Here is a 26,945-nt window from a genome sequence, read left to right on the forward strand (position 1 = left end):
TTGATGATTGATGATTGATGATTGATTTTTAAACGAAAATAATGAAATATTATTCTTTCAGATTTAGATTCTGGTTATTTTATCAATCATTTATAAAGATATATTAATTCAAATGTTCTTGTATTAATGCAAAAAGCTCCCGATTTCTCTGGAGCTTTTTTAATTATTTCTTACGCAGGCTTTATTAAATTATCTTTTATTTTAGCATAAATATCAAGACTTATAAATTTGCCTTTTTTAATTTCACAGTCTTTCATAGTTCCTTCGTATTGAAAGTCAAGTTTAGCCATTGCTTTTTTGCAATTTTTATTTTCCGACTCAACAAATCCTTCAATTCTGTTAAGTTCTAAATTATCGAATCCATAATTACAAATTAACGGCATCGCTTCTTTCATAATTCCATGTCCCCAAAAATCTGGAATTAACCAAAAACCGATTTCTGCTTTTTTATGCTCTTTACTTAAATTATTTAATCCGCCCGCTCCGTAGAATGTGCTGTTATCAGCCGAGCAAATGGCAAACCAAATTCCCGTATCGTTTTTTTCAAGGTCGGCAAAAAAAAGTATTTGTTCTTTAGTCGCTTCCAATGTTTGAAAACTCACTCCATAATATTTAATGACTTCAGGATTTGAAAGTCCTTTAAAAACATTTTCAAGATCACTATCTGCAAATTGCCGCAGTAAAAGTTTTTCTGTCTTTATAGTTGGAAATTCTTTCTTCATGATTTTTTGTTTGTTTCTGATTATCGTTTTTTGTCGTCAAGGACTGATTGCTAACTTATTTTTATGTGTTACAAAAATCACAAAGTTAATCCCTAAAGCTTTCGGGATTACATAGCTTTTAAATAAATACTTCGTAGAGCAGAGAAAGCTTTTGAAATAGTTCTATTTTATCAAACTATCCGTTTTTTAGTTAATCATTTCTTAATCCATTTAGAAAGTCATCTGCATTACTATAAATTCGTCCTGTTATTTAATATGAAATTAGCTATGTTTTAAAAAACGGTAAATTCGAATTATACCCCTCTAAAAAAACTTTACAATAACCTTTAGCTTAGAAAATTGATTTATACAACACTTTTAAATATTGCTATTTTTCAGGGAATAGTTTTAGGCTTCATTATTTTAAAGTCCTCTTTATTCAATAGTAAATCGAATAAATATCTCGCTTATTTACTTTTTACACTTTCCATCGTTTTACTAAATTATGTTTTTGAACTTCAAGATGTATTTAAATCCTATCCTTTATTATGTTTTGTAGATGCTTTCGATTGGATATTTCTATTACCTGTTTTTACATTTCAGTTTATTATAAACCGCATTGATGAAACTGTAAAAAACAGACAAAAAACCTATTGGTATTACATTCCATTTGTCTATAATAGTCTTCTTACTGTTGCTGTATATCTTGACATTAAAGCAGGAGTTTATAAAATTCCTGAGTCTTTCATGTACCTAATTAATATCCTTAGGATGATTCAATTTTTATTGGCTATTATTATCGTCTTGTTTCTACCTCTTTACTCCTATTTTATGATAAGACATTTAAAGGATCCGCAAGAGAAAAAATGGGTTCTTACTTTATTAACTTTCATGTATATGCTGTTAGTTTTCTGGTTAACTACTTATATGGTTGGCTGGTTTTTTCAATTAGATGTTTCTTTTATCATGAGTGTTCTGGGTTTAGCTGTAACATTTGTAATTCACTGGACAGCTTATATTGGTATTTACAAATACAAATTGGCAAAAAACAAAGAAGCTATTTTCAATTTTCTAAACAACGATTTGGCTATTTCGACTGACCAGTTACATATCATCGAAAATAATACCTTGGAAGAATATCGAGAGTCAATAACGGCAGATAATCTTTATTTTCAAAAACTGGAACTTCTTTGCAAAGAGGAGCACATTTATACCGACAGTACATTAAATAGAGAAAAAGTAGCACAACAACTCTGTATAAGTCCAGGATATCTTTCGCAAATCATAAATATTATAACAGGAGATAACTTTGCCAATTACATTAATCAATATCGCGTTGAAGCGGTTAAGGAAATGATCTCAAATCCTGAATACGAAAACTACAATCTGCTCGCAATGGGGCTAGAGTCTGGTTTTACTTCTAAAACGACTTTTTATAAAGCCTTTAAAAAAGTTACTGGTCTAACACCAAATGAATACAAAAACACCAGCAAATAAGTCCCATTTTATCCAATTTTAAGCTTTTGAAACCTCTGCTGATTTTGCTTTTATGAATTTTGGCACCAAATAATTCAAATCACTTTTTATGAAAAAAATTTTATTACTAACTGTTTTTACAGTTTTAGGATTTATGAATGTAAATGCTCAAAAAATTAAATTTGGAGCTAAAGCGGGTTTAAACTTTTCAACTGTCAGCGGAGATAACACCAATAACATTGATTATGTAACATCTCAGCATGTTGGCCTTGTATCGGAAATTCCAATCTCTGAAAAATTTTCTTTCCAACCTGAAGTAATGTATTCTCGTCAGGGATATAGCTTGAATACAGATGTTGTTGCTATGAACTATCTGAACATTCCTTTAATGGGAAAATATTATGTAACAAAAGGATTGAGTCTTGAAGCAGGACCGCAGGTAGGTTTTTTACTTTCTGCTAAAAATGAAAAAACAGATGTAAAAGATTTGTTTAATACTGTTGATTTTGGTGTTAATTTTGGTATAGGCTATAAACTAGAAAACGGACTTAATTTTGGTGTAAGATATAATTTGGGATTAACTGACATTAATAATGTAGAGGGCTCTTCTGTTAAAAATAAAAACAGCGTATTTCAGGTATCCGTTGGTTACTTCTTTTTCTAAAACTTGATAAAATAAAAATCCTTCTTTCATTTATTGAAGAAGGATTTTTTCTTTTTGAAACAGCAAAATTAATCATAACCCTTTTTTATGAAAAAAAACTATTTACTACTTATCATTTTACTTGCCTTTTATTCCGCCAATGCTCAAAATGAAACCGAATCAAATCCTTTTGAGAAAAAAAATGACATTACCATAAATGCAATTGCGGCCTTTAACAAAACCCTAAACGTAAGCTACGAAAGACATTTAAACAACAGATCGTCGTTAGGCATTTATTATTTTCATGTATTAACAACCGACACAAGCAATGACATGAATTATTCTATTTCTCCCTATTACAGAAGATATTTTGGTAAAAAATATGCATCGGGCTGGTTTGTGGAAGGATTTGGAATGCTAGCTTCAACAGATGGTAAAAAAATATACACTTCAGAAGATCATTCCATATATGCCGAAAATCCCGACGTTATTAATTTTGCTCTCGGTGCCGGCGGAGGCTGGAAATGGGTTAGTAAAAGCGGATTTCTTTTTGAAGCAAATATTGGTTATGGCGGTATATTAATCAATGCTGATAAAACAGATCATACTATTGTTGCAAAATTTGGACTTAGTGCTGGATATCGATTTTAATAACCTTCAAGAATTTGGTTATATATTTTCAATGCTTCACCTTACAAAAGCCTAAGAAATTTATATTTCTCAGGCTTTCTTTAATTTGACAATAGATTAAAGATATTTCTTATATTCGTCATTACTAAATACCCTATCAGCTTATAATTTAAAAAACAGTCATATTCTTTTGAATTGTTTTTAAATAAGTCCAAAAATGAAATTAATATGAAAAAAATGAGAATTCGTTTCGCTTTATTACTTTTTATTTGTTTTGCCTCTTCGGCATCATTTGCTCAATTATCCTCTGCAAAAATTGATTCTTTAATGCTAAATACGCTGCAAAGATTTAAAGTAGCTGGAGCATCAATTGCGGTGGTTAAAGATGGAAAGATAATTCACTCGAAAGGTTACGGAGTCAATTCTATCGAAACCAAAAAAGCAGTAGACGAATACACCAATTTTCAAATTGCATCCAATAGCAAAGCTTTTACAACAGCTGCTTTATCAATTTTAGAAGACGAAGGTAAATTGAAATGGACCGATAAGGTTAAAAATTATCTGCCTGAATTTAAAATGTATAACGATTATGTTACAGAGAATTTTAATATTCAGGATTTAGTAACGCATCGCAGCGGACTTGGATTAGGTGTTGGCGATTTGATGTTTTTTCCCGACGGATCCAACTTTACAATACAAGACGTGACAAAAAGTTTTCAGCATTTCAAACCTGTTTCTGCCTTTAGAACAAAATTTGACTATGATAATTTACTTTATATAATTGCTGGAGAAATAATCGCAAAAGTCAGCGGAATGCCTTATGAGCAATTTGTACAACAAAGAATTGTAACTCCTTTGCAGATGAATCATACTTTTGTTGGAAGTCTGCTGAAAGACAAAACAAATCTTGCCGTTCCGCATTCTTCCGTATCTGGAACCATCAAAACAATCGAAGCTTATGATATTGGAATAGCAAGTGCCGCAGGAGGTATTTACTCCAACGTTGCCGACATGGCAAAATGGATGATTGTGCGATTAAATAAAGGTAAATATGGCGAAGATCAAAAATCGTCTTTGTTCTCTTTAAAAAATCATGACGAAATGTGGCGTCTGCATACCATTATGCGTACAGATTCTGATCCGAGATACAATTCTCATTTTAATGGTTATGGTTTAGGATGGTTTTTATCTGATGCAAAAGGGAATCTTAAAGTGGAACATACAGGCGGTCTGCCAGGAATGTTATCCAAAGTAACACTATTTCCTGATTTAAATTTAGGAATTGTTATTCTGACGAATACTGAAAATGGTGGCGGCGGTCTTTTTACAGCGGTATCCAATACTATTGAGGACAGTTATTTAGGTATGGATGATTTTGGCTGGACAGATAAAGTTGCCCAATGGCTGGATGACGATAAAACGGAAAGCGATGAGGTAACCAAAAATGTCTGGAAAAAAGTTGCTTCTGCAAAAAACACTAAAATAAAAAATGAAGATTACGTTGGCATTTATGAAGACCCTTGGTTTGGAAAAGCAGAAGTGTTTTTAAAAGACAAACAGTTGTGGATCAAATGTCTTCGTTCGCCAAAACTAAATGGGCCAATGGCTTTTTATAATGCCAATACATTTGCAGTAAAATGGGAATACCAAGCCATGAATTGTGATGCTCTTGTTCTATTTTCTCTTGACGAAACAGGTAAAGCACAGTCTATTAAAATGAAAGGTATCTCTCCAAACATGGATTTTAGTTTTGATTTTCAAGATTTAGATTTCAAAAGAGTAGAGAAATAGAGAGTCAGGAGCTTTACAGTAAAGCTTCCTAATTAATTATTACTTGATTTTTGGAGTATTGAGAAGTTCGTTCAACCCTATTTTGTCAAATAGCATTCTGCTGGCTTTAATATTCATACTTCTGTCATAAAGTGAATAAAAAAACCTTATTGATAGAATATTATGCAACTCAAAACTTAATGGGAACATTTAGAAAAAAGAACCATCATTTTTACAAGAGCAAGTATGATAAAAAAAATAGTTTTTCCAGATATTCCTGATGAATCGTTTGATGAGTGTCTATCATTTTCATTCGCAAGGACAGCTTCTCTATTTCCTACCAAAACATCTGTCAAATACGGATCATAAGCTACATATCCTTCCATCGACATTATACAAGCCATATAAAAACTAGACAGTTTATTAGCATTATAACGTGCCGAAACTATGTTTACAAGACTTCTGATTTTATCATCCATCTCAATAGAACTAAAGTAAGACAGTAAAACATAAAAACTTCTATATTCAATGTACGAAATATCAATGTTTTGAAAATTATTTTGGTTCAAATGCACCAGTATGACATCGAGTTTTCCGCTTAATTTTTTAGTCAATTGAAAAAGCGCATCTTCTGGAAAACAGTCTTTATAATCAAAAATATCACTAATGATATCAAATTTATTCTGAGATAAATTCTGGTCAAAAAACAGCACCAAATCATCATTAAGGAATTGATTTATGAAGTGCTGAATCTTTTCAGAATCATATTCTCTCTGTGGAAAAGGAAAGTTATTACGGGAATAATTTTTTTTCGAAAAAAGATTGTACAAAATTCGATTGGAGACTACAAAGTGAAGTTCTTCGCGATAGTCTTTTATAGCCAAAATCAAATTATTGGCTACATTAACATCAATATCCGTATTGATTCTTTTCTCAACATTGATCTGCTTTTCTACTCGGATTATGTCTTCTGGGGAAAATAATAGAATGTTGTTTTTATCTATTTTTAACTCTTCGAATAATTCTATTATGTTCATCCTTAATGAAATTTTAAAGCACAAACATAATCTTTTTAACTCTTTTTCAAAAGATTAAACAAAATAATTTAAGGAGCATTTCCCTGTTAAAAAAAGCATCAAAATAAAAACTGCAGCAATTATTACACTGATACCACGATGTGTTTTTTCATTTTCAATATCTGCATCTAATTCAGATAAAATATCTCTGTTTTTTGCCAAGGTCTTACTCATATTTTCATTGTACGCATTATAAAATGACATTGCTTTTATAACAGAAGTAAAAAAATAGATATCTGTATTATTTTTATAATGCTTAACAACTAAAGGCAAAAGGTTCCCCATTTTTTTATCTAATTCAATTGTGGCAAAATGAGAAAGTAATTTATAAAAAGTTTTGTGTTTAATATAAATAATGTTGGAAAATTCATTAGTATTTAAAACTGCTAGTTGAGAAACAGCAAAATCAAGTTTAGAATAAACAAGTGGAGATATTTTGTAGATAACTTCTTCGGGAAAATACTTTTTTAAACCTAAAAGAGCATCGAGTTTTTTAAGTCTTTTAAAAGTACTTTTTGATAAATTTAAACTAAAAAAGAAAACTAAATCATCTGCCAAAAAAAGACTTATAAACTGTTTCATTTTTTCTTCAGAAATAGTCAGATTGCAATCTGAAAAATGATTTTTGTCGAGATTATTATGAGTGAAAAAATTAAATAACACACGATTTGATAGTACAAACAGCAATTCTTCTTTATAGTCTTTTAATGCAATAATTAAATTCTCACTTGTCTGAGCATTTATTTCTAAGTTTATCTTTTTCTCAACATTAATCTGCTTTTCAACTTTTATTATATCTTCTGGCGAGAATAATAGAATATTGTTTTTATCTATTTTTAACTCTTCAAATAATTCTATTATATTCATCCTTAAGGCTAATTTTAAAGAACAAACATAATCTTTTCAACTCTTTTTCGTAAAGATTACACAAGATAATTTTATGAGCATTTACTTAGTATAAGAGGCATCAAAATACACATTACAAAAATAAATGCATGCAGAGCCGAATACTCTCCTTCAAGTTCAGTCTTTTGTCTGGAAACCGATAGGGCATCTCTATTTTTGATAAGAGTTTCATTCAAAGTTCCATTAACAGCATTATAGTTTCCCATCGATTTTATGACAGAATTATAAAATAGATAATTTACGTTTTTCTTATAAAAATCAACAACCAATGATAAGAAATTCGAAACTTTTCGATCTAATTCAATCGTTGCAAAATGAGACAATAAATCATAAAAAGATTTAAATTCAATATAATAAATACCAATATGTGCCTTTTCATCCAAAGTGGATAATTTAGAAATAGCAAAATCAAGTTTGTAAAAAACAGATGGCGTTATTTTATAGATAACCTCTTCTGGAAAATACCTTTTTAGACCTAAAAGCAAATCAAGTTCTTCTAAATCGTCATAAGAAGTTTTTGAGAGTTTTAAAATGAAAAAAGAAATCAAATCATCGGCTAAAAAAAGACCTATAAACTGTTTCATTTTTTCCTCTGAAATGGTCAGATTATAATTTTGGAAATGATTTCTAGCGAGATTATTATGGGTAAAAAAATTAAAAAGTATACGATTTGAAAGTACAAAAAGGAATTCTTCTTTGTATTCTTTCAAAGCTAAAATTAAATTTTCACTTGTGTTAGTATCTATTTCTGAATTTATCTTTTTTTCGAAATTTATTTTTTTCTCAATTCTAATATAATCTTCAAAGCCAAATTCTAAAATCTGCCCCTTCTTAAATTCTAATAAACAAAATAATTGAATAATATTCATCAGTAATGCTTTTAAAGTATAAAATATTATTTTTTGCTTTTTTATTAAATTGAGTTAAAAAAAATTGAGAGTTATTTACTTATCAAAAAAAGTATAATTGCAAAAATCATAATTGCTATTATTATTTTGACTACAGGAGGCATTTTTGCATTTTCAACCTCTTCTGGCAACAAAGGTACCACAGTGCTGTTTTTAGCAAGAATTTTAGTCAAATTTTCACTAAAAGCATTATAAAATGCCATCGATTTTATAACCGAACGAAAAAAAATACTACTTGTATTTTTATTATAAGAATCAATAACCAATGACAACAGATTACTCATTTTCTTATCTAATTCAATAGTTGCAAAATGGGATAATAAACTATAAAAAGCTTTAAATTTAATATAATTGATGCTGGAATGGTTATTACTATTCGGAATCCCCAATTGAGAAACAGCCAAATCAAGTTTAGAGAAAACAAGTAATTTCATTTTGTAGATAATCTCTTCAGAAAAATATGTTTTAAAATCTAAAAGAAAATCAAGTTCTTCTAGATCTTCACCAGTACTTTTTGAGAGTTTTAAACTGAAAAAAGAAATCAAATCATCTTGTAAAAAAAGTGTGATAAAGTGCTTGACCTTTTCATCGGAGATAAACAGATCATTATTAAAAATATATTTTTTGGAGAATTTATTTTGTGCAAAAAAATTAAAAAAAATACTATTCGACATCACAAACAAGAGTTCTTCTTTGTATTCTTTCAAAGCCAAAATTAAATTTTCACTCGTAATAGAGTCTATTTCTGAATTTATCTTTCTTTCGAAATTTATGTTTTTCTCTATTCTAATATAATCAGTAGAACCAAATTCTAAAATCTGATCTCTTTTTAAATCTAACAAAGAAAATAATTGAATGATATTCATTGTGTTGCAAAGAATTTTAGGGCTAATAAAAAATAATATTTATAATTAATATCGTATTAAATAAATTGTAAATTGCTGATCATAAAAATCCGATTTTAGAAATGAATACAATCATAAACCAACTGTTTGAAATTGAGAAAAAAGCGTTAGAACAAAACTTCACTGGTTTGGAGCGCAATCTAAAAAGAATTTATAATGAATTGGAAGAAAAAGGATATAAAATTATAAATCCTTTAGGAACAAATTATGATGAAAGGGACAGCTCTATTGATGCCAATATTCTGAATTCAAATTCGAAGAAAATAACCAAAGTAATCAGGCCTACAATTTATAAAACAGAAAACGACACATTGCAGCTGGTCCAAAAAGCAGTAGTTATAGTAGAATAATATCAGTAATATGAAGAATATCAATATCGGAATTGATTTAGGAACAACGAATTCAGGAATTGCAAAATATGAAAACGGGAAAATCAGTATCTATAAAAATCCTGTCGGGTTCAAAGATACTATTCCGTCTGTGGTTTCATTTCGAAAAGGACGCATTCAAATAGGCGAAAAAGCAAGAGAACACAGTGCTACAAATGCCGAAAATGTATTTTCCTCTTTTAAAAGAAAAATGGGTTCTGATGAAATGTATTTCATTAAAGACCTGAACGAAAATCGTAGTCCTATTGACCTTTCTTCAATGGTCTTGAACGAATTAATTAATTTCGCTCAAGGCGAAAGTTTAAGATCGGCGGTTATAACAATTCCGGCTTCTTTTGATACAATTCAATCTAATGCCACCAAAAAAGCAGGTTATCAAGCCGGTTTTGAAGAAATTGTTTTGCTTCAGGAACCTATTGCTGCTTGTTTGGCTTATTCCAATTCATTAAATCTTGAAGTTGCATCAGATAAAAAATGGCTTGTATATGATTTTGGAGGAGGAACTTTTGATATTGCATTGGTAAACATTAACGAACGCGACCTTAAAGTATTCGATCATAAAGGCAATAATTTTTTAGGCGGAGTTGATTTAGATACCTTGTTTGTTGAGAAAATTATATGCCCAAAAATCGAAAAGCAGACACAGGAAAACAACCTTTGGTCAAAACTAATTTCTAAAGAAAATCCTGTTTACAATAAACTCTTTTTTGAACTTCTTTATAAAGCTGAAGAAGCCAAAAAAGAACTTTCGATAAAAGAAACCTCCAGTATTGAAATCGATTTTGACGAACTCGAAATTTCATTAGACATTGATATCAGCCGAAAAGAATTTGAATTTATTATTCAGCCTAAATTTGAAGAATCATTTCATTTGGTCGAAAAATTAATTAAAGAAAATTTCCTTAGTTTTTCAGATATAGAACGTATTATACTGGTTGGAGGTACTACTTACATTCCGTACATAAGACAACAATTACAAGAGAGAACCCAAATTCAAGTAGAAACAAATTTGGATCCTACAACGGCAGTAATGATTGGAGCGGCTTATTATGCAGGTTCAAAACCTTCAGAATTAAGCGACGAAGAAATTGTAAACGAACCCGCAGCTGAAGACAACAGTATTCAGGTTGAAACTATCTACGAACCGCATTCTAAAGATTCTGAAGAATTAATCGTGATTCTTTTAGAGGAATCTTTTGATGGCTACTACAGAATTACTCGAGCTGATGGCGGTTTTGACACTGGCCTTTTAAAAGCCAATAAAAAAATAGCTGAGTTTGTTCCGTTATTAGAAAAAACGACCAATCAGTTCACGTTGTTTTTATTCAACAATCAACAGAAACAAGTATATAGTAATTCCAATATTCAAATTACTAACGGATTATACAGTATTCTGGGACAGCCCATTCCGAACGATATTTGCCTAGAACTTGATGAAGAAACAGGAAAAAGCCACATGGAGGTTATCTTTAAGAAAAACGATATTCTGCCGCTTAAGAAAACCATTTACAAAACCTGTTCTAAAAACATCTTAAGAAATTCTGACCAGAAACTAATCATAAATGTAGTCGAAGGAAATGCAGGAAGCATGGTGGGCAGTAATCTTTCTATTGGATATATTGAAATATCAGGAAGCAGTTTTGAACAGGATCTTTTAAAAGGAATGGATATTGAGCTGAATTTTAAAGTTTCGGAATCACGAGATTTGAGCATTGATGTTTACATAAGTGCCTTGGATCTGGAAATAAGCGAAGTCTTTAATCCGCATCAACGAAAGATTTCTATCGAAAAATTGGCGTTAGAAATCAAAAATGCTCTTGATACCATTCTTGAAGAAATAAGAACCGAAGAACAAAGTGAAAATTATGAGTATTTAGCCAAATTAAAAAGATCACAGGAATCCTTAACGGTTCTATATAATGAGGCATTAGAAAATAAAAATGATGCTCTTACAGATAAAAAATATCAGATCGATGAATTGAAGAAAATCTACATTCAGGAATTTGATGATCTTGTACGACACAAACACATACTATTTGAGCTTGAAGAATACAACAATATGAAAGATAGCCTTTCTTTTTATCTAGAAAAAGGAAGTCCGCGTCAAAAAGAAGAATATGAAAAGATTACAAAAAATGAGAAAGAATTCCTTCAATCCAACAATAAATATCTGATTCGTAAGAAGAAAAAAGAACTGGAAAATCTGTTAGACAACATCTACGCCAATCAAGACGAAAGCTATATCGAATATTTCTATTATTTCCGACTTGAAGATCCTAACGCTTTCAAAGACAAATCAAAACATAGCAAATTGATACAATTAGGAGAAAGAGCAATCGACAATTCTAATTTAATGGAATTAAAAACAATCTGTCATCAACTCTATAATTTATTGATTATTAAACCAAAAAGAAAAGACGACTTCAATACATTTGATGGCAATCTTGGAATAAAATAACTTGTTGATATACCTCTACTAAAAAGGCTTCAGAGAAATCTGAAGCTTTTTTCTTTATAAACCAATTTCAATTTTAGATATATAATCTTCATTTACATCTAAAACATTTGGCTTCAATTTTAAAACATCTTCTAAAAAAGCTTCGGTTCTATTAATATAGAATTCTACAACGGTATCGATTTGTTTATTGGCTACTAATTTCAAAGCATCAATTGTCAAAACCTGTTTCTTGAAATTTCCTAAAATAATTTCTCTTTGATACAACGATTTACTTAAAGTCTTGTCTAAATTCAATTCTTCTAGATTATTTGACCGAAAGAAAAATGGCTTCTCTAATTCATTTCTACTATTATAGTTTAGGGTCGTAAAAAAATCAGACTCTACTTTTACAATCGCAATATTCTTATCGTAAATCTTGAATTTTGAAACAAAACTCAAATTAGCATCAGTAAAAATATGTTCTAAATCTAAAATTAGAATTGCATATAGATTAGACACATCAAATGTTTTAAAATATGACTTTATATAATCTGTGTCAAACACTTCAATAAAGACATTATATTCTCTGCTGCTTTTACTGTTGGTTCTAATAAAAGGGATGTCTTTATCTGTTGCAATAAATTTTTGGGATATTATATGATATTTCAGTTTCTTCATTTGGTTTTACGTATTTCTTATTGAAAAAATTAAAAAACTGCCTAGACATCAAACCTAAATTAAAAATCATAAAGTACTTAGAATTTATGTTGTGTTAAATTTCTTTCTGTAATTGCAAAACTTAACATTGTTTTCTTACTAACTGGCTTTTCATTAGTAAATGTTTTTTATAAATTTGCAATCCTGTAATGAAACCTATTATTTTCAATACAAAATTATGACTTTCACATAAATACCACGAAAAGACTTTGCAATTTTTTAAAAACAAATTATATTATAATTACTAATTCAACACAATGATTAAAAAAAACAAACCCCAAGTTCTATTTTTTATTCTCTTCAATTTATTTTTCACTCTTAATTCATTTGCTCAAAAAAGTATTTATGCTGGAATTGAAATTGGAAGAAGAGCCATCAAAGTTTCTGTTATTGATGTAAGTAACATAAAAAAAGCCGATTACAAAATCCTTTCTTTTTGGACTGAAAGAATCCCTTTTGCAGATCACATTGGTGCTAATGGGCAACTTACTCCAGAAGACATCAGCAAAACAAGCATTACAGTCGTTGATCAGTTGAAAAAAATCAGAACCGATTACAAAATGTTGGATGAAAACATCTTTATTGTTGCCGCTCCAGTTTTTGCTTCTGCCACTAATGTTGATGTGCTAAAAAATAAAATTGCTACTCTTACCAACAAAGAACTTGAAATTCTTGATGTTAACGAAGAAGCAAAAACATTGGTAAAAGGTGCAATTCCTCCAGTTGATTACGCTAATGCATTCCTTTTAGATATTGGTGCTCAAACTACTAAAGGCGGTTATATTGACGAACTTAAAGATAATAAATTAGAGTTTATTCCTTTAGAGCTTAATTTCGGTACAATGACACTTACAGATGCTGTAGAAAAAACAGTAGTAAACAAAAGCCAAGCAAATGATATGTCTGCTTATCAAGAAAAATCGTTTGACTATAACACCATCCTACGCAAGAAAACACAAGAGTTATTTGCTGCAAATCCGCTTTTAATGAAAAAAGATAAATTGTATTTGTCTGGCGGAGCTGTTTGGGCTTTTTCTACTCTTTATTATGATGAAAATGTTAAAGACCATTACATTCCTTTGACATTACAAGATGCTGTAGATTACGATGCTATCTTAAAAAATAACTTTGGTAAGTTTACCAACCTTGCAAAAACTAATAAGGAAGCAGCGAGAGTTTTAAACACATACGATCAAAAATATCTTATTTCGGCAAACAACATTTTAATAGCGTGTCTGGAAAGTATTCCAAATTTAGCGACCAAGAAAGTCTATTTTGTAAAAGAAGGACAGGTTACTTGGCTAATCTCTTATATTGCAGAGCGTTCTAAAAAAATTAATACTAATTTCTAAAAAGTATTTATTTTACAAATCATCAAAGCTTCAGAGAAATCTGGAGCTTTTTTTATTCTTTAAAATCACCAAAACGCTTCAAACTCGAAATATTTTTAAATTGACTTATACATAAAAGCCTTATATTAGCAATTGTAATCGATTACATTAATCTTTAAATGCATATTGTCATGAGAATTAAATGTTATACCATTAGTTTACTGAGCCTCTTTATTACTTCAGTTTATGGTCAAAAAGCCGTGCCTGTAAAGCCAAGAATACTAATCAGTACAGATATTGGCGGCACAGATCCAGATGATAATCAATCGATGACGCATTTACTGATGTATAGCGATAAATTTGAAATTGAAGGATTAATTTCATCGCCTTCTTATGGAAACGGAAGCAAACAGGAAATAATTCGAATGATTGATTTGTATGAAAAAGATCTTCCTAAACTGCAAAAACACCAATCCGGATTTGCATCTCCGGATTATCTTCGTTCTATAACCAAACAGGGATATCACGGAAATGTATCTTTTATTGGTTATTCTAAAGCTACAGAAGGTTCTAACTGGATTGTAAAATCAGCTCAGAAAAAAAGTTCTCAGCCTCTATGGATATTGTGCTGGGGAGGTTTAGAAGACTTGGCGCAAGCATTGCACGACGCACCTGAAATTCAAAATAAAATCAAAGTGTATTGGATTGGCGGGCCAAATAAAAAATGGAGTGCTAATAGTTACGCTTATATTGTTGCCAATTTTCCCAATTTATGGTTTATCGAAAACAACTCGTCTTATTATGGTTTATTCTCTAAAAGTGATGAGCCCGATAGCGTAGCGATTTCAAATTATTACACGAATCATATTAAAGACAAAAGTTTTTTGGGGAAAGACTTTATCAATTATTATAAAGGAGAAGTCAAAATGGGAGATACGCCTTCCCTGCTCTACATGATGGACGGCGATCCCAATGATCCAACACGTGAAAGCTGGGGATGCAGTTTCGAAAAATTCAATCATAGTCCGCGAACTGTACTTGATCGTACAACAACTATTAACGATACGATTGCCTACTGTTCGATTATGGAAATGCGATTTACTGTACCCAAAACAAAAGCTAAAAAAGAATCTATTGGCTTTTGGATGGAAGTGCCTTATGGAAAAACAATTCAGAAATGGCCAGGATATTACATCGGAAATGATGTTTATGCCATACGGTATATTCCAAAGAAAGCAGAAGTTTTAAATTATAAATTGTCCTCGGATATTCCGGAAATTAACGGAAAAACCGGTGCATTGGTGGCGACAAACTTATGGCCTGGAAAAAGAAGCTCAAAAGATGATCAGTTAGGCAGTAATTGGTTTACAGATAAACACGATCCTGATCTTTATTTTGGTAAAATTCAGGGCGGTAAAACCATTTCAAAATGGAGAGATGACATTCTTCTGGACTGGAGTAAAAGATGGGAATGGCTTAATGAATAAGTACTTAAAAGAGTTTCTCAGTATAAAAAAGCTTCAGAGAAATCTGGAGCTTATTGTTTTATGCTTCTTTAACTAAAATTTCCTGAACCAAATCCAGCAACTCCATTTCGTCTGTTGGAAATAACTGAAGTGCTTGTTCCAAAATCAATCCAACATCAATCGCTTTGTTTTTACCATTATCCTGTTCCAATGCTAAAATACAAAGCTTTAGCATGTTGGTAATAACACAGCCTAGCTCCGAATAATTCAGCATTTTGATTTCTGCATTATACCCTTTTTCTATTTTTGGCTTTAGCGTATTTAAATATCGAACTGACATTTTTCTAATATGCTCTAAGTTTCTTAATTGCTCCGTTTCCATGATCATAATTTGATTAATTCTCCATTAGCCAAATCTCTATAATTCTTTTCAGAAAACGGTTATCTTACATGATAACTCAGAAAAAACCTAAAAATGCAACTTAGTAGACTGCTTAATATAGCTCATTACAAAAGAACTCTGCACTTTACTAATATTCGGAATGTTCGATAGTTTTCTAATAAAATCATTAAATGCTTCCGGATCTTTTACCACAACTTTCAAAACATAATCGAAGATTCCGCCTGTTACATAACCTTCTACAACCTCATCGAGTGCCGAAACTTGTCGCGAGAATTCTTCGACCAATTCTAAACGCTGGCTTGTTAGAGAAAGATTTATAATTACCGTGAAATTCAATCCTACCTTTTTCGGATCAATTATCGCGACATAATCTTTGATATAACCTTCATTTTCGAGTTTTTTTATTCGGTCGTAAACAGAAGTTCGCGACATATTTAGTCTTTCGGTTAAATCTGTAATATCGAATCTGGCATTCTGCTGTAGGATTCGAAGTAGTTCTATTTCTTGTTTGCTTAATTCTTGCATCGGATTTTTTCCAGTTAAAGTATAAAAAACAATTCAATTTAGGACAAAAAACATAAAATATTACATTTTACAGAATTAAATACATATTTAATTCTAAAATTTCGTTCATAATTCTACAATAAATACTTTTGAATGTACAAAACATATTTTTAGAATACAAAATGAACAAATATATTATTATTGTCGCTTTGGGCGCTTTGAGTTTCGGAATGCTGTCTTCTTTCGCTAAAATCGCTTATGGAGAAGGTTACAGTCCAGCTGAAATTACGTTGACGCAAGCCCTTGTGGGAACTTTGATTTTATGGTCGATTGCTCTTTTCAAAAAACTTAAAAATGGTAATAAATTAGTTTTAGACTGGAAATTACTTTTGGCAGGAACTACAATGGGTTCTTCTGCTTATACTTATTATTTATCTGTTGCCTATATTCCGGCTTCTCTGGCAATCGTCTTATTAATGCAGATTACATGGCTAAGTATTTTGGTCGAATGGATTGTTTTTAAGAAAAAACCAAGTACCGTTGAAATCGGTTCTTCGTTATTTATCATTTTAGGAACTGTATTAGCGGGCAATCTTTTGGAACTAAACAACACCAATATTTCTTTTAAAGGAATTCTTTTAAGTTTACTATCAGCTATACTTTACACTTTGTATATCGTTTTTACGAGCAAAATCGGAAAAGAAACCCCAATGTTCGAAAAAAGCGCTTTAATGACAAGCGGATCTGCTATGATTATATTTTTAATCAACTGCGAAGCGATAACTTCAAGTACACATTTAGATTTTGGTTTACTGCAATGGGGAACATTTTTAGCAGTTTTTGGAACTGTGATTCCACCAATTTGTTTTACTGTCGGAATGCCTAAAATTGGTGCAGGTTTAAGTTCGGTTCTGCTGACTTTAGAATTGCCGGCAGCGGTTTTCTGCGCCCATATTATTTTGGGCGAAAAAGTAACTTTACCACAGCTATTAGGAATTGCTATAATGCTTGGTGCCATTATCTATCTTAATATTTCTAAAGCCAAAAAAGAAAAAGTAATGCAAAACGAAACAGCAGTATGTTAATACTTAACAGCATTGCTGCAAACAAAAGATATACCTCACAAAGAAGCTCCCGAAGTAGTTTTAGAAAAAGTTACGGCCTTTATAAATTGTTATTTTTAAGCAGCTTTCTTTGCCCGTCGTTTTTTCTTTTCTATTAATTGTAGATGATTCTCGGCACACAAAATATTTTCTGTTGTACCATTTTTTTGAATTTCAATCAGATAATGAAAATCTCTCTGTTTTGAAGTAGATTTTATTATCAGCCCTTTTTTGAAATCCATTTTTCTTTCTATCACTTTCGCCTCATAAGACCTCCCACTCAATGCTGTGTAGGAGACATCTTGTCCTTTTACAAATTTCATCGTTTTAGCTATTCGGTTTATAAAATAGTCGCTAATACTAGTAAGTCTTTTTACAGACAAAAATCAATTGTTAAGGGGGATAACGGATTTTTTTCTTACTGAGGCGCAATATATAAAGTTTGCAAAATCCGAAAACACGTATTTATACCTGTTTTCAAATCTGGAAAAGTTAAAGTTTTGAAGCTCGTATTTTAGGCTGATTCAAATTTGATACAATTTGGAACACCCATTTTCAGGTCTTTTTTTCGTCAAATGAGTAGTTTTGAAGGAATGAATTTTCATTTCCAAAACAACAAATTAAGATCAAAATGGTACACGAAAGAGTAATGGAGAAACTGGCGATCTTAGCGGATGCAGCCAAATATGACGTTTCTTGTTCTTCCAGTCAAAGCACTCGAAAGAACCAAAACAAAGGATTGGGCGATACTGGAAATGGAATTTGTCACGCTTATACCGAAGACGGACGCTGTGTTTCACTTCTCAAAATTTTACTGACCAATCATTGCATTTTTGACTGTGCTTATTGTGTGAGCCGAAAAAGCAACGACATTAAACGTGCCGCTTTTACGGTTCAGGAAGTTGTAGATCTTACCATAGGTTTTTATCGAAGAAATTATATTGAAGGTCTATTTCTGAGTTCCGGTATTTTTGATAATGCCGATTTCACTATGGAACGCCTGGTTCGAATTGTCAAGAAATTACGACTCGAAGAAAATTTTAATGGTTACATTCATTTAAAAGCCATTCCAGGCGCGAGTGAAGAACTTTTAAAAGAAGCAGGATTATATGCCGATCGTTTGAGTGTTAATGTCGAAATGCCAACAGAAAAAAGTCTAAAATTACTTGCTCCCGACAAAAATCATAAAGACGTGATTCAACCAATGCAATATCTAAAAAATGAGATTGTCGGTTACAAAGAAGAAAAGAAATCCAACTACAAAGCACCACTATTTGCTCCAGCAGGACAAAGTACGCAGATGGTTATTGGCGCCACGCAGGAAAATGATCTTGAAATTCTGGGAATGGCTAATTATTTCTACGACACCATGCAGATGAAACGGGTTTATTATTCGGGTTATGTACCAATAAGTTACGACAACAGATTGCCTGCCATTGGAACTCCCGTTCCCATGATTCGGGAAAATCGTTTGTATCAAGCCGATTGGTTAATGCGTTTTTACGGATTTAATGTCAATGAAATTGTTGGTTTTGACCAACCGAATTTGGATTTAGATATTGATCCTAAATTAGGATGGGCATTACGAAATCTGCATCAATTTCCTGTTGACATTAATACTGCTGATTTAGAACTGATTCTTCGTATTCCAGGAATCGGAGTTTTGAGTGCTAAGAAAATTGTCGCAGCCAGAAAGTTTAAAAAATTACAGGCTGCCGATTTACAAAAATTAGGAATTGCGTACAGTCGTTCCAAATATTTTCTGGCTTTTGCTTCTCCTTTTCAGCTCCAGAAAGACCTGACTTCGGCTCAGATCAAAGAGCATATTTTGAATTTTCAAAAGAGCAAATACCAAAATAATTTCTCCAATCAGCTGGCTTTATTTTAATCAAAATGACACAGATAATTTATGACGGGAGTTATGAAGGCTGGCTTACGGCAGTTTTTGAAATCTATGAATACAAAATCAAAGATGTTGCTTTCGCAAAAGACGAAAATTCAAATGCTTTGCTTTTTTCGAATACACATTTCGTCACTACAGATAATGCAAAAGCCGATCGAGTTTTGAATGGTCTTCAAAAACGTCTTTCCAATAGTGGATTTTCGAATTTGTATTATGCATTTTTATCTGAAATGAATCAGATTGAAGAAATACTATTTCAATATGTACAATATGTTTTAGCAAGTCCAATTAATATCGAACAGGATTTCAGCAATAATAATGTTTTAAATGTGCAAAAAGCAACGCATTTAACAGGCAGAGAAAGCCACAGAATGAAAGCTTTTGTTCGTTTTAAACTCACTAAAGACAACTTGTATTATGCCATCGTAGAACCAGATTGCAATGTATTGCCTCTGATAGAAAATCATTTTAAAAACCGTTACGCCGACCAGCGCTGGTTGATTTATGACGCCAAACGCAAATACGGAATTTACTATGATCTCGAAAATGTATCAACAGTCGAAATACAGTTTGATGCTAATTCTTCTTCCTCCAAATTCCTAGCTGAAATAAGTGATGATAACGAAGAGTTTTTTCAGAGTTTATGGCGTAATTATTTCAAAAGTGTCAATATCGAATCCCGTAAAAACACAAAGCTCCATATTCAACACATGCCCAAAAGATATTGGAAGAATCTGACCGAAAAGATTCCTGATTTAAAAAGCAGAAAATAGATTTTTTGTTGATCTTCATAAAATCTGTATAATCAGACGCGGATGATACAGATTCGCTAACGCGAAGACGCGGATTAAAACAGATTTTTTATTAATCTGTCTAAAAAATTTAATAAATAAAAAATCTGTTTTAATCCGCGTTTTTACGAAGTAAATCCGTTTTATCCGCGTTACCAATATGCCTTACATTGAATTATTAATTTGTTTAGCGGATAGCCTTATTATTTTAAACACATAGAAACATAGTCTCTTTAGAAATTAAAAAAAGGAGTTTCATTAATTTAAATGCACATAGTTTAGCTATGTGTGGAAACTTGTTTCTTCTAATTTCTTTTTTGACACAATCCTAATCTATGTTTCTATGTGTTTATATATTTTTTGAAATTTGCCCCAGCTAATTGCTATTTACTTTTTCGAAGTGCATCCAATAATTCGGCCAAATCAACAACCCCATAAGTAGAACAGTAATCGGATACGGCATAAGGCAAAATCAAACTGTTGTTGTGAATTATCGCACCGCAAGAATACACTACGTTGGGTACATAACCTTCTCGTTCGTCTTCCAATGGAGCAAGTAAAGGCTCTGTAAGTCTTCCTATTTCTTTAGACGGATCTTCTAGATCAAATAAAGAAGCACCAATACAATAACGTCTCATGGTTCCTACTCCATGCGTTATTACGAGCCAGCCTTCTTCTGTCCAAAGTGGTGATCCACAATTTCCTATCTGCGTTAATTCCCAGGTAAAACGAGGTTCCTGAAGCAGAACTGGCGTATTCCATTGTGTTGCTCTGTCAGAGTACATAATGTAATTATTCACACCATCTATTCGGGCTAACATGGCATATTTTCCTTTAATTTTTCGTGGAAACAAAGCCAGATTTTTATTCTGTGCTCCCTCGCCATGAAGCGGCATTACTCTAAAACTATAAAAATCTTCGGTAGAAATTAACTTTGGTAAAATCGTATGTCCGTTATAGGCCGTGTAAGTCGCCATTATTCGAACAGAATCATCATCATCAACAAAACGAACAAAACGTGCGTCTTCTATTCCTCGGCTTTCAGATTCTGAAATCGGAAAAATAACACGTTCCGTAATATCAGAATCATGTTTGAATTGTAAATCGTAAAACGAATTGGCGAGCCATAATATTTCCTGTAAAGCCGTTTTTCTTTCTTCTCGGATAGACGGATCGCTAAGTGCTTCTGTGAGCGTATTTTTAAGAACTGCAAATTCAAATTCATCCGGCAGATCGTGCATAATTTGTTCGATATATTTATCGGTCGTATGCATTTCTGCCAATTTCGTTAAAAAACGTTCTTTATTAAATAAGGTTTTATGTTCGATTTCGGCCTTATCAATATGATTTCCGATTTTCATGATATGCAGGTCGTTGTTTCTATCCAGAATTCCTCTTCTAAAAACAATCGACGAAATATGACCTTCTCCCGTAGCTCTAAACGAAATTACAACACGTTTTTCGCCTGCTTCCAATCCCGTTTGATCAAAATCTTCTACAATGGACGGATTAAAAATAGCCGCCGATTCAATTGCATATTCCATGGTGCAATAGGAACCAATAAGCATTTTTCGATCAGAAGACATGGCTTCATAATCAATCTGTAATTCTTCTATTATAGGTCTAATTCTTTCGCAATGTTTAAAGAAAACTGCCGATATATTTCTGTGACGTCTGGCGAACTCACGAAGTGTTTGTTCTAAAGTTTGTGATACTTGTTTTTCGTCGAGCATCATGATCCGAAGCACCATTTGCTGGGTTCTTTCATGCCCGTTCATAAAATATCGGGCAACAACTCTTCTGGAATCTGGTGTAAATTTTATGCTTTTTCGAACTACTGATACGCGCATAGTGGTATTTTTTAGGATATTTAGTATCTGTGAATCATTATTCTACAACAAGTTAATCATTTTGTTAAAGAAAAAGGCTTAATTTTTATTAAACTTTAACTTTTGAGATGCTATTTATAAAGATTGTATTCTGTTAAATATACCCTTAAGAGTACTTAAAATAGTTTCACGCAGATTTAAAAAGATTTGAGCAGATAAAAGCAGATCATCATAAATCCGCTGGGTATAATTAATAGAAAAAATTAAACACATAGAAACATAGTTATTTGTTTACCTAAATAAGGAGACAAAAAGAAACTAGTTTCTAACACATAGTTTGCTATGTGTATTGATGCAAATGAAATGCCTTTCAGCTATTGCATAACTATGTTTCTATGTGTTTAAAATAATTACGCTCAACATTAAATCTGCCTAAATCTGTAAAATGTGCATGAAATAATTTAAAAACAAACGATAAAAAACTTTTTTATATTTTCGTCTTTAAACTGCCAATCCTAAAACATGAAGAATAACGTAAAATTTTTGAGAGAAACCCAAAATATGACTCAAAATGAACTGGCCGAAAAATCAGGACTTTCGTTAAGAACAATCCAGAGAATCGAAGCCGGAAATATTCTAAAAGGATTTACACTCAAAACTCTTGCGCAATCTCTGAAAACTGAACCGGAAAATCTTATCATTAACAAAAACGAAAAAAGCGAAGTTGAAAGAGCCAAAATTATTAATCTTTCTGCTTTAACAGGGCTTATTATTCCGTTTGGGAGCATCATTTTTCCTTTAATTATAACTTATAAAACCAAAGATTATAAAAATCGTGAACTGGGGAAACAGATTATTACCATTCAAATTTTTCTAAGTCTTATCCTTTCCTTTTTATTAATCTTAAGTCCGTTTGTTCAAAACGCTTTTTTGATAAAATTCCCTCTTTTTCTTATTCCATTAATTACGATTTTGTGTTTGAAATTGGTAATCGTTATTCTAAATGGTATTAGTTTGAATCAAAACCAAACCTTATCTATCAAATTAAAACATAACTTCTTATAACCAAAGTCATAAAACTGACGTAAAAATGTCGTATTGTTTTTGCACGAAAATCGGAAGCTAAATCCGAACGTTGCAAAAAAATCAGTCATGAAATTATTTAAGAAAGTTGCCCTTATAATTCTAACGATTATCGTTTTATCTTTATTGGGAGGATATTTTTATTTCCAAAAAAAATTCACACCACCGGAGAATTATCTGAATGTTTCAGGAACAACAGAAAACATTCCCATAAAATGGATTTCAGGTAATGAAAATCAGCATGTAGCTTTACTTATTCCTGTAAAAATTCAGGGAATAAATAAAACATTATACATGCAGTTTGATTCTGGTTCAGCGATTACTGTTTTTTATAAAAAATCATTAGAATCAATCTCAGAAAAATTTCCGAATCAAATAAAAATTAATATTGAAAAAAATCAGATTTCAACAGGTTTTACGATTGGAAATATGAAAGTGAATTCGGTTGTTTTTCAGTTTTTAAATTACGGCAGTATAATCGATTTTGATAATCCAGATGCAGAAAACATCATTGGTACCATTGGAACTGATTTACTCGAAAAACGAATAATTATTTTAGATTTTAAAAACAGTAAATGTTCCTTTCTTGAACAAATATCAGAAGAAAATTTTACAGCTTTTGAATTCAAAAAACGCAAAATATTGATTCCTTCAAAAATTGAAAATCAAGATTTGAAATTGCTGTTTGATACAGGAACAAGCGGTTACGAATTGATTACCCAAAAGGAAATTTGGGAAAAATACAAAATCGAAAATAGTCCGATAAAAGCCGAAAAAGGAAATTCTTGGGGAAATACACTGGATGTATATTCCGCTTCCGCGAAAAAGAAAATAGCGTTTGGAAACTTGTCCTTAAATCTTTCTGAAGTTACTTATATCGAAGGTACTTCAAAGCTTCAAAAGTTTTTAATGAAACGTTCGGGAATGCAGGGAATGATTGGAAATAAACTATTTCTCCAACATAAACTGATTCTGGATTGCAAAAACGAAAAATACAAATTGGAATAAAAGTAGTTTTCTTGCTATAGAATAAAAGTTAAGAATTGATGTCAATAATGTTTTTGACATTTTGTATAAAAGTTTCAGTGTCTTTAATTTCTTGTTTGATAGACAAATGATGATCCTCCAAATTGTATTGATCCAGCATATCTTTTTTGAGATATTTAATCATAGATTCGATGCTTCTGGAATCATTTTCGCCTTGTCTATTTAACTCACGCTGTTTACTTTGCAAGTAATCTAAAGTCTCTTTTAATCTTTGAACGTTTAATTTTCCTGTCATTTAGTATTCTTAAAATTCATAAAAAATAGTAGCCAGAAATGCGGTAAGATTCAGTATGTTCCAAAAACTAATTATCATTCGAATTTACCTCATTCCCGACCACTATCTTCCCACACTTACGTTCAAATTGACCATTTGGATTTAAGGCAAAATGTTTTTTTTGAAAAATTTTAAACCGTAAAAAATAAATTACTGAATTACAATTATTTACACTCATAAATCATTTTTATTTTTTTTAATTTTAAAAGAATGACAAAGCTTACAAAGCCTTATTTAAAAGTAAAAACACAACATTCAGATTTTCAAAATGTTATCAAAAATGATCTTAAATTGTGAATATCTATTTCGATATTTAACTATTTATTTTGCAGTATAATCTATCTTTGGCATCCTTAAAATTTAGAAGAAATGAGCGTAGTTTGGTACGAATGCAAAGTAAAATATAGAAAAACAGATGAAACTGGAGGACAAAAAGTTTTAACCGAACCTTATTTGGTTGATGCATTGTCTTACACAGAAGCTGAAAAAAGGATTAATGAAGAAATGGCAGCTTATATTAGTGAAGAGTTTAAAATCACAAATATCAAAGTGGCAAATTATGCAGAAATTCATCCGTTTGAAAATGCCGACAGATGGTTTAAATCTAAAATTTCTTTAATCGCCTATGATGAAGAAAGCGGAAAAGAAAGAAAAACCGGTATGTACATGCTTGTGCAAGCAAATGATGTTCGTGAGGCTTATGACAATACACTTCACATCATGAAAAATACAATGGGCGAATATTCGATTCCTGCTATTGCAGAATCCCCAATTATGGATGTTTTCCCTTATTTCAGCGGAGAAGAAGGCGAAACCGAAATGCTAGAAAGATTTAATGCCCTGAAAGCTTCAAAACCAGATAAACCAGAAGTTGAAATGATCGACCACATGGAATTTGAAACTGCAACAGAGGAATAAAATTCAACAAAAGCTTCAGAGAGAAATCTGGAGCTTTTTTGTTTTCTTTAAACACATAGAAACATAGATTATACCGTTCGTTAAAAGGCGCTTCACTTTCATAAATGCACATAGTTTATGCGTGATTGATATCTCATTTATTTTAATCTTTTTCAAAAATAAAGTCTATATTCGTTAAGCCTTTTAACTGAAACAAAACCATTTACGCTTAAACCAAAACTTCATGAATAAAAAAACACTGATTTTAATTGGGTTTATTCTGCTCAAATTTGTTTTACAGTACGCTTTAATTAGTCCAGAATATGATTTACAGCGTGATGAATATCTGCATCTGGATCAGGCGCATCATTTGGCTTGGGGCTATTTATCGGTTCCGCCGGTTACTTCTTGGATTTCGTGTCTTATTTTATTGCTCGGTAATTCGGTTTTCTGGGTTAAGTTCTTCCCTGCCCTTTTTGGCGCTTTGACTCTCGTAATTGTTTGGAAAACTATCGAGCTTTTAAAAGGAAATCTTTATGCTTTGGTTCTCGGATCTTTGGGTATTGTATTTTCTTCTTTGCTGCGCCTTAATATGCTTTATCAGCCAAATTCGCTGGACGTGTTGTGCTGGACGTTATTTTATTATATTCTGATTCAGTATATCACTTCAGAAAAAAACAATTGGCTCTATTTAGGCGCTTTTGTTTTCGCATTTGGCTTTCTTAATAAATACAACATTTTGTTTTTGTTGCTGGGATTAATTCCTGCTATTTTACTTTCGAACCAAAGAAAAATAGTAACAAAAAAAGAGCTTTATTTTGCTTTGATTATGGGCTTTCTTTTCATAATTCCGAATCTTTTATGGCAATACAGAAATCATTTCCCGATTGTGCATCATATGAAAGAACTGGCAGAAACACAATTGGTCAATGTAGAACGAGTTGGATTTTTAAAAGAACAGGTTTTATTTTTTATTGGAAGTTTTTTCGTCATACTGGCTTCTTTATATGCATTACTATTTTACAAACCATTTGAGAAATACAGGCTGTTCTTTGGTTCGCTCATTTTTACTTTAGTTATCTTTTTATACTTCAAGGCAAAAGCGTATTATGCAATTGGTTTATATCCAATATATATTGCTTTTGGATCTGTTTTTCTTTCAGACATTTTACAAAACGGATGGAAACGCTTTTTAAAACCTGTATTTATTGCGCTTCCATTATTATTGTTTATACCAATGTATTTCATGGCTTTTCCTAACAGAAGTCCAAAACAATTGGTTGCCGAAAAAATAGAAACCCATCGTTGGGAAGATGGAAAAGAACACGACTTAGCACAAGATTTTGCAGATATGCTGGGCTGGAAAGAACTTGCCCGAAAAACAGATTCTATTTATGCTTTGTTTCCGAAGACAGAAAACACTTTGGTACTTTGCGACAATTACGGTCAGGCCGGAGCCATAAATTATTACAGCAAAAAAGGAATTAAAGCCGTTTCTCTCAATGCCGATTACGTGAATTGGTTTGATTTGAATGTGTACTACAAAAACTTAATTCGCATTAAAACTTTTGAAGAGAACAGTGACGAATTTAAAACAACAAGTCCGTTTTTTGAAAAGGCTTTTACAGGTGGTCAGATTACCAATAAATATGCGAGAGAATACGGAACGACTATTTTTGTTTTTGCAAATGCTAAAATCAATATCAACAAAAGATTAGAGCAGGAAATTGCCAAAGAAAAAAATTATAAGGATTAA

At 31.5% G+C, this 26,945-nt stretch carries 26 protein-coding genes; 15 read left to right on the plus strand and 11 right to left on the minus strand.

The window, feature by feature from the left end:
* Positions 1–170: 170 nt before the first annotated feature.
* A complete protein-coding gene (locus GSY47_RS16005) occupies positions 171–722 on the minus strand; it encodes a GNAT family N-acetyltransferase (RefSeq protein WP_219071475.1) in 552 nt (183 codons plus the stop codon).
* A gap of 339 nt (positions 723–1,061) precedes the next feature.
* Here GSY47_RS16005 and GSY47_RS16010 point away from each other — a divergent pair, with 339 nt between their 5' ends.
* From GSY47_RS16010 to GSY47_RS16025, 4 genes are all read left to right on the plus strand, one after another.
* Positions 1,062–2,198, plus strand: a complete 1,137-nt coding sequence (locus GSY47_RS16010) for a helix-turn-helix domain-containing protein (RefSeq protein WP_219071476.1) — start codon at positions 1,062–1,064, stop codon at positions 2,196–2,198.
* An 88-nt stretch (positions 2,199–2,286) separates the two neighbouring features.
* Positions 2,287–2,841 carry a porin family protein gene (locus GSY47_RS16015; protein WP_179001204.1) on the plus strand — a complete coding sequence of 185 codons (555 nt, stop codon included), beginning with the start codon at positions 2,287–2,289 and terminating at the stop codon, positions 2,839–2,841.
* 87 nt (positions 2,842–2,928) lie between these two features.
* The gene (locus GSY47_RS16020) at positions 2,929–3,471 is read left to right on the plus strand and encodes a DUF3575 domain-containing protein (RefSeq protein ID WP_179001206.1); all 543 of its coding nucleotides are present in this window, start codon (positions 2,929–2,931) and stop codon (positions 3,469–3,471) included.
* A gap of 207 nt (positions 3,472–3,678) precedes the next feature.
* Positions 3,679–5,241 carry a serine hydrolase gene (locus tag GSY47_RS16025; RefSeq protein ID WP_179001208.1) on the plus strand — a complete coding sequence of 521 codons (1,563 nt, stop codon included), beginning with the start codon at positions 3,679–3,681 and terminating at the stop codon, positions 5,239–5,241.
* Between the two features lie 176 nt (positions 5,242–5,417).
* On the opposite strand, the gene GSY47_RS16030 is transcribed toward GSY47_RS16025, so the two are convergent.
* The 4 genes from GSY47_RS16030 to GSY47_RS16045 all read right to left on the minus strand — a co-directional run bounded on the left by GSY47_RS16030 (position 5,418) and on the right by GSY47_RS16045 (position 8,976).
* Positions 5,418–6,257, minus strand: coding sequence for a hypothetical protein (locus tag GSY47_RS16030; RefSeq protein WP_179001210.1), 840 nt, complete (start codon positions 6,255–6,257; stop codon positions 5,418–5,420).
* Positions 6,258–6,311: 54 nt separating this feature from the next.
* Entirely contained in the window at positions 6,312–7,163 is an 852-nt protein-coding gene (locus GSY47_RS16035) for a hypothetical protein (RefSeq protein WP_219071477.1), read from the minus strand.
* A 71-nt stretch (positions 7,164–7,234) separates the two neighbouring features.
* Positions 7,235–8,071 carry a hypothetical protein gene (locus tag GSY47_RS16040; RefSeq protein WP_179001214.1) on the minus strand — a complete coding sequence of 279 codons (837 nt, stop codon included), beginning with the start codon at positions 8,069–8,071 and terminating at the stop codon, positions 7,235–7,237.
* 71 nt (positions 8,072–8,142) lie between these two features.
* Positions 8,143–8,976 (minus strand): hypothetical protein, encoded by an 834-nt coding sequence (locus GSY47_RS16045; RefSeq protein WP_219071478.1) that lies wholly within the window; start codon positions 8,974–8,976, stop codon positions 8,143–8,145.
* Between the two features lie 101 nt (positions 8,977–9,077).
* On the opposite strand from GSY47_RS16045, the gene GSY47_RS16050 reads away from it, so the two are divergent.
* Positions 9,078–9,365, plus strand: a complete 288-nt coding sequence (locus GSY47_RS16050; protein WP_179001218.1) for a hypothetical protein — start codon at positions 9,078–9,080, stop codon at positions 9,363–9,365.
* Between the two features lie 10 nt (positions 9,366–9,375).
* A complete protein-coding gene (locus GSY47_RS16055; RefSeq protein ID WP_179001220.1) occupies positions 9,376–11,862 on the plus strand; it encodes an Hsp70 family protein in 2,487 nt (828 codons plus the stop codon).
* A 54-nt stretch (positions 11,863–11,916) separates the two neighbouring features.
* Here GSY47_RS16055 and GSY47_RS16060 read toward each other — a convergent pair whose 3' ends face one another.
* Positions 11,917–12,519: a hypothetical protein gene (locus GSY47_RS16060; protein WP_179001222.1), complete on the minus strand. Its 603-nt coding sequence runs from the start codon at positions 12,517–12,519 to the stop codon at positions 11,917–11,919.
* Between the two features lie 296 nt (positions 12,520–12,815).
* Here GSY47_RS16060 and GSY47_RS16065 point away from each other — a divergent pair, with 296 nt between their 5' ends.
* Together GSY47_RS16065 and GSY47_RS16070 are read left to right on the plus strand one after the other, a co-directional pair.
* Positions 12,816–13,910 carry a Ppx/GppA phosphatase family protein gene (locus GSY47_RS16065; protein WP_179001224.1) on the plus strand — a complete coding sequence of 365 codons (1,095 nt, stop codon included), beginning with the start codon at positions 12,816–12,818 and terminating at the stop codon, positions 13,908–13,910.
* Between the two features lie 170 nt (positions 13,911–14,080).
* Complete coding sequence (locus GSY47_RS16070; protein WP_179001226.1) at positions 14,081–15,376, plus strand: nucleoside hydrolase-like domain-containing protein; 1,296 nt, start codon at positions 14,081–14,083, stop codon at positions 15,374–15,376.
* A 58-nt stretch (positions 15,377–15,434) separates the two neighbouring features.
* Here the strand turns inward: GSY47_RS16070 and GSY47_RS16075 are convergent, their stop codons facing one another.
* Both GSY47_RS16075 and GSY47_RS16080 read right to left on the minus strand, forming a co-directional pair.
* Positions 15,435–15,737 (minus strand): hypothetical protein, encoded by a 303-nt coding sequence (locus GSY47_RS16075; protein ID WP_179001228.1) that lies wholly within the window; start codon positions 15,735–15,737, stop codon positions 15,435–15,437.
* 87 nt (positions 15,738–15,824) lie between these two features.
* Positions 15,825–16,283: an Lrp/AsnC family transcriptional regulator gene (locus tag GSY47_RS16080; RefSeq protein WP_179001230.1), complete on the minus strand. Its 459-nt coding sequence runs from the start codon at positions 16,281–16,283 to the stop codon at positions 15,825–15,827.
* A gap of 161 nt (positions 16,284–16,444) precedes the next feature.
* Here GSY47_RS16080 and GSY47_RS16085 point away from each other — a divergent pair, with 161 nt between their 5' ends.
* A complete protein-coding gene (locus GSY47_RS16085; protein WP_179001232.1) occupies positions 16,445–17,347 on the plus strand; it encodes an EamA family transporter in 903 nt (300 codons plus the stop codon).
* A gap of 95 nt (positions 17,348–17,442) precedes the next feature.
* Here GSY47_RS16085 and GSY47_RS16090 read toward each other — a convergent pair whose 3' ends face one another.
* A complete protein-coding gene (locus tag GSY47_RS16090; RefSeq protein ID WP_179001233.1) occupies positions 17,443–17,688 on the minus strand; it encodes a hypothetical protein in 246 nt (81 codons plus the stop codon).
* A gap of 308 nt (positions 17,689–17,996) precedes the next feature.
* Between GSY47_RS16090 and GSY47_RS16095 the strand changes: the two genes are divergently transcribed.
* Complete coding sequence (locus GSY47_RS16095) at positions 17,997–19,253, plus strand: putative DNA modification/repair radical SAM protein (protein WP_179001235.1); 1,257 nt, start codon at positions 17,997–17,999, stop codon at positions 19,251–19,253.
* A gap of 5 nt (positions 19,254–19,258) precedes the next feature.
* Complete coding sequence (locus GSY47_RS16100; protein WP_179001237.1) at positions 19,259–20,041, plus strand: TIGR03915 family putative DNA repair protein; 783 nt, start codon at positions 19,259–19,261, stop codon at positions 20,039–20,041.
* A 401-nt stretch (positions 20,042–20,442) separates the two neighbouring features.
* Here the strand turns inward: GSY47_RS16100 and GSY47_RS16105 are convergent, their stop codons facing one another.
* On the minus strand, positions 20,443–21,909 hold the full coding sequence (locus GSY47_RS16105) for a glycoside hydrolase family 130 protein (protein ID WP_179001238.1): 1,467 nt from the start codon (positions 21,907–21,909) through the stop codon (positions 20,443–20,445).
* Between the two features lie 501 nt (positions 21,910–22,410).
* On the opposite strand from GSY47_RS16105, the gene GSY47_RS16110 reads away from it, so the two are divergent.
* Together GSY47_RS16110 and GSY47_RS16115 are read left to right on the plus strand one after the other, a co-directional pair.
* The gene (locus tag GSY47_RS16110; protein ID WP_179001240.1) at positions 22,411–22,953 is read left to right on the plus strand and encodes a helix-turn-helix domain-containing protein; all 543 of its coding nucleotides are present in this window, start codon (positions 22,411–22,413) and stop codon (positions 22,951–22,953) included.
* Between the two features lie 87 nt (positions 22,954–23,040).
* Positions 23,041–23,979 carry a hypothetical protein gene (locus GSY47_RS16115; RefSeq protein ID WP_179001242.1) on the plus strand — a complete coding sequence of 313 codons (939 nt, stop codon included), beginning with the start codon at positions 23,041–23,043 and terminating at the stop codon, positions 23,977–23,979.
* A 28-nt stretch (positions 23,980–24,007) separates the two neighbouring features.
* Here the strand turns inward: GSY47_RS16115 and GSY47_RS16120 are convergent, their stop codons facing one another.
* Positions 24,008–24,253 carry a hypothetical protein gene (locus GSY47_RS16120; protein ID WP_179001244.1) on the minus strand — a complete coding sequence of 82 codons (246 nt, stop codon included), beginning with the start codon at positions 24,251–24,253 and terminating at the stop codon, positions 24,008–24,010.
* A gap of 408 nt (positions 24,254–24,661) precedes the next feature.
* Here GSY47_RS16120 and GSY47_RS16125 point away from each other — a divergent pair, with 408 nt between their 5' ends.
* Entirely contained in the window at positions 24,662–25,210 is a 549-nt protein-coding gene (locus GSY47_RS16125) for a DUF4494 domain-containing protein (RefSeq protein ID WP_179001246.1), read from the plus strand.
* A 223-nt stretch (positions 25,211–25,433) separates the two neighbouring features.
* Entirely contained in the window at positions 25,434–26,945 is a 1,512-nt protein-coding gene (locus tag GSY47_RS16130; RefSeq protein WP_219071479.1) for a glycosyltransferase family 39 protein, read from the plus strand.

This window comes from Flavobacterium quisquiliarum (assembly GCF_019308285.1).
GTDB lineage: Bacteria > Bacteroidota > Bacteroidia > Flavobacteriales > Flavobacteriaceae > Flavobacterium > Flavobacterium quisquiliarum.

What these genes read in the sequence shown, in the direction of transcription:
- GSY47_RS16080 (WP_179001230.1), bottom strand. Translation starts at nt 16,283, where the DNA reads ATGCAAGAATTAAGCAAACAAGAAATAGAACTACTTCGAATCCTACAG.
- GSY47_RS16055 (WP_179001220.1), top strand. Translation starts at nt 9,376, where the DNA reads ATGAAGAATATCAATATCGGAATTGATTTAGGAACAACGAATTCAGGA.
- GSY47_RS16035 (WP_219071477.1), bottom strand. Translation starts at nt 7,163, where the DNA reads ATGAATATAATAGAATTATTTGAAGAGTTAAAAATAGATAAAAACAAT.
- GSY47_RS16015 (WP_179001204.1), top strand. Translation starts at nt 2,287, where the DNA reads ATGAAAAAAATTTTATTACTAACTGTTTTTACAGTTTTAGGATTTATG.
- GSY47_RS16060 (WP_179001222.1), bottom strand. Translation starts at nt 12,519, where the DNA reads ATGAAGAAACTGAAATATCATATAATATCCCAAAAATTTATTGCAACA.
- GSY47_RS16040 (WP_179001214.1), bottom strand. Translation starts at nt 8,071, where the DNA reads ATGAATATTATTCAATTATTTTGTTTATTAGAATTTAAGAAGGGGCAG.
- GSY47_RS16130 (WP_219071479.1), top strand. Translation starts at nt 25,434, where the DNA reads ATGAATAAAAAAACACTGATTTTAATTGGGTTTATTCTGCTCAAATTT.
- GSY47_RS16070 (WP_179001226.1), top strand. Translation starts at nt 14,081, where the DNA reads ATGAGAATTAAATGTTATACCATTAGTTTACTGAGCCTCTTTATTACT.
- GSY47_RS16125 (WP_179001246.1), top strand. Translation starts at nt 24,662, where the DNA reads ATGAGCGTAGTTTGGTACGAATGCAAAGTAAAATATAGAAAAACAGAT.
- GSY47_RS16020 (WP_179001206.1), top strand. Translation starts at nt 2,929, where the DNA reads ATGAAAAAAAACTATTTACTACTTATCATTTTACTTGCCTTTTATTCC.
- GSY47_RS16045 (WP_219071478.1), bottom strand. Translation starts at nt 8,976, where the DNA reads ATGAATATCATTCAATTATTTTCTTTGTTAGATTTAAAAAGAGATCAG.
- GSY47_RS16030 (WP_179001210.1), bottom strand. Translation starts at nt 6,257, where the DNA reads ATGAACATAATAGAATTATTCGAAGAGTTAAAAATAGATAAAAACAAC.
- GSY47_RS16065 (WP_179001224.1), top strand. Translation starts at nt 12,816, where the DNA reads ATGATTAAAAAAAACAAACCCCAAGTTCTATTTTTTATTCTCTTCAAT.
- GSY47_RS16085 (WP_179001232.1), top strand. Translation starts at nt 16,445, where the DNA reads ATGAACAAATATATTATTATTGTCGCTTTGGGCGCTTTGAGTTTCGGA.
- GSY47_RS16115 (WP_179001242.1), top strand. Translation starts at nt 23,041, where the DNA reads ATGAAATTATTTAAGAAAGTTGCCCTTATAATTCTAACGATTATCGTT.
- GSY47_RS16110 (WP_179001240.1), top strand. Translation starts at nt 22,411, where the DNA reads ATGAAGAATAACGTAAAATTTTTGAGAGAAACCCAAAATATGACTCAA.
- GSY47_RS16090 (WP_179001233.1), bottom strand. Translation starts at nt 17,688, where the DNA reads ATGAAATTTGTAAAAGGACAAGATGTCTCCTACACAGCATTGAGTGGG.
- GSY47_RS16100 (WP_179001237.1), top strand. Translation starts at nt 19,259, where the DNA reads ATGACACAGATAATTTATGACGGGAGTTATGAAGGCTGGCTTACGGCA.
- GSY47_RS16120 (WP_179001244.1), bottom strand. Translation starts at nt 24,253, where the DNA reads ATGACAGGAAAATTAAACGTTCAAAGATTAAAAGAGACTTTAGATTAC.
- GSY47_RS16105 (WP_179001238.1), bottom strand. Translation starts at nt 21,909, where the DNA reads ATGCGCGTATCAGTAGTTCGAAAAAGCATAAAATTTACACCAGATTCC.
- GSY47_RS16005 (WP_219071475.1), bottom strand. Translation starts at nt 722, where the DNA reads ATGAAGAAAGAATTTCCAACTATAAAGACAGAAAAACTTTTACTGCGG.
- GSY47_RS16075 (WP_179001228.1), bottom strand. Translation starts at nt 15,737, where the DNA reads ATGGAAACGGAGCAATTAAGAAACTTAGAGCATATTAGAAAAATGTCA.
- GSY47_RS16025 (WP_179001208.1), top strand. Translation starts at nt 3,679, where the DNA reads ATGAAAAAAATGAGAATTCGTTTCGCTTTATTACTTTTTATTTGTTTT.
- GSY47_RS16050 (WP_179001218.1), top strand. Translation starts at nt 9,078, where the DNA reads ATGAATACAATCATAAACCAACTGTTTGAAATTGAGAAAAAAGCGTTA.
- GSY47_RS16095 (WP_179001235.1), top strand. Translation starts at nt 17,997, where the DNA reads ATGGTACACGAAAGAGTAATGGAGAAACTGGCGATCTTAGCGGATGCA.